This window comes from Streptomyces sp. NPDC002779 (assembly GCF_042888685.1).
Lineage (GTDB): Bacteria > Actinomycetota > Actinomycetes > Streptomycetales > Streptomycetaceae > Streptomyces.
This window is the reverse complement of sequence record NZ_JBIAQC010000073.1, coordinates 1-2,061: the sequence shown is the minus strand read 5'-3', so window position 1 is coordinate 2,061 and position 2,061 is coordinate 1. Positions and strand designations below refer to the sequence as shown.

Sequence of the window (2,061 nt, the reverse complement as noted above, 5' to 3'; positions counted from 1 at the left end):
GCGAGTACTTTCTGGGGGCGGCCATGGTCGATGTTCCTCTCATGAGAACCATCTGACCCTCTGTCAACACACTCCGCATCTCGGGGGAACCTCAGGAGGAGATGGCGGGCTCCTCATGACGGAAGCCAGGCCCGGTTGCGGCGCCTCCGCCCTTGAGTCGCCCGCCCTATGGGGCGGTTGTAGCACGGTGGACTCCGGATGGTCCGTCACTCCGCCAGGCGGCGGACCACGCCTCATGCCAGGCGGAATACCTAAGGGCTTGCCGGGAAATGGATCGTGGCTTCCAGCTCTGGGGGTCGTTGTCGTGTATGGGGAGACCGGAGGGGATCGAGGCCGTCCTGGCGGCAAAGTTCGAGACGTCGTTGCCGCATCTCGACGACCGTCAGCGTCGGCTGGCCATAGGGGCAGAGGCACGGTCGCTGGGACACAGCGGAATCAGAATCGTCGCCCCTGCGGCAGGAGTCCGGGAAGGCACAGCCTCCCACGGCATGACTGAACTGGAGCCGGCCAGGCTCCTTTGGGGCGGGTCCATCGCGCGGGCGGAGGCCGGAGGAAGGCGACGGAACTGCACCCGGGACTGCTTCCAGCCCTGCTGGCGCTGGTCGAGCCCAATGAGCGGGGGCCAGCTGGCGCACCGTCCGCGGCACTGCCCGCCCGTCTATGATCCCGCCCGCCTACGGCCCCAACCGGGCCGCCCGGCGGCCCGCCCACACCGACTCGGCACCCGATCGTTGAGCCAGTCACGCCGCTGAAGTCACACCCAGCGGCGGGGCCACCACCCCGGAGATCAAGCTCCTCAGCAAGGCAGGGCCGTGAGGAAGGCCTTCACCCACCTTTGAGCGCGCAGGCCGCTTGGCGTCGCGCGCAGAGACCCTCGAGCCCATGTAATCGGCCCCATACGCGCGACTCCCCATTTAGGGAGCCGGCCGCAGGGCCGCCGTGGAGTTCCGCGACTGGGCCGGCAGCTGAGGCCTCCCGGGCGCAGGGCACCCGGCAGCCTCAGGGGCCAGCCCGGCCGTGGCGTGCCCGGGGTGCTCAGCCAGCGGCGTGTGGCCGGCGGTGCTGTAGAGGAACACTGCCCGCTGGCCGCGTTACCGAAGGCATGGTGAGCACGGTGTGAGCCTTCCGGCTCGGGACCGGGCCTCGATGGGCCGCAGGCAGGGTCATCCGGCGGAGCGCCATGTACCGTCCGTCAGGCCGACCGGGTTGGCGGTCGGCACGATGCCGGAGTCCAGCACGCGTCGTGCGAGCGGTTCGAGCAGGTGGGCGAGGCGGGCGGTGGCCTTGGTGCCCAGGGCGTGCCATGGCGCAGCCGCCGCGGCGTCCGTGTCCGCCTCCATCTGCTCGTGGGCGGCTGCTCCAGCCGCCGTGAGGCGCTCCTCCTCGTCGATCCAGCCGCGCCCGCGCAATTCGGCCTGCGCCGCCTGCCATGCCTCGATGTCCCACCGCCGGATGCGTCGCTGGAACTCGGCATCGGTCTCCCCCGTCGCGCTCTTGAGTACCAGCGCCTCGACCGGCCCCAGACCCCGGCCGACCAACACGGCGACATGGCCATCACCACGATGCTCGCGCAAGGTGGTTGCGGCCTGCCACAGCCGGACGTGGGGCTGAGTCGGCCGTGGCAGGGCCTGGTTGGCCGCGCCCAGTACCCGGCCCACCGTGTCCGCGGCACAGGCCGCCTCCCAGGCGAGGTCGGCGGCCTCGGCCAGTACGGCGGAATCGACGACGTCGCAACCGTAGAGGCTTCTCATCGCGGCGTCCACGGCTCGTTCACGTGCCTCGATCACCTGCTGCGGCCCGGCCACATTCCAGGCGTCCGGCAAGGCACTCGCGGCCCGGTCGGGGTGGAAGACATAAAAGCAGCTCGTGACGACGCAGGCGGGAACAGGGCCCAGAGGCGCCGCGCGCAGGGCGAAGTAGCCCATCCAGTAACCACGCATCCCCAGACCCTCCATGGCCCCGCGCACAGGCGGGCGTCGGCCGCCTGCCGGGCGGCCCGGTCCGCTGCTGTCCGGCGCCAGTAGTAGAAGCTCGAGCGGGCGACGCCGAGGATGCTGCACA

General features: G+C 70.9%; 1 protein-coding gene and 1 pseudogene. One reads left to right on the top strand and one right to left on the bottom strand.

The window, feature by feature from the left end; all coding sequences use genetic code 11:
• Positions 1 to 308: 308 nt before the first annotated feature.
• A pseudogene (locus ACFYW5_RS37880) lies at positions 309 to 637 on the top strand (ISAzo13 family transposase); the annotation flags it as partial.
• Between the two features lie 526 nt (positions 638 to 1,163).
• On the opposite strand, the gene ACFYW5_RS37875 reads toward ACFYW5_RS37880, so the two are convergent.
• On the bottom strand, positions 1,164 to 2,061 hold an 898-nt coding region (locus ACFYW5_RS37875), incomplete at its 5' end, for a hypothetical protein (protein WP_389421682.1).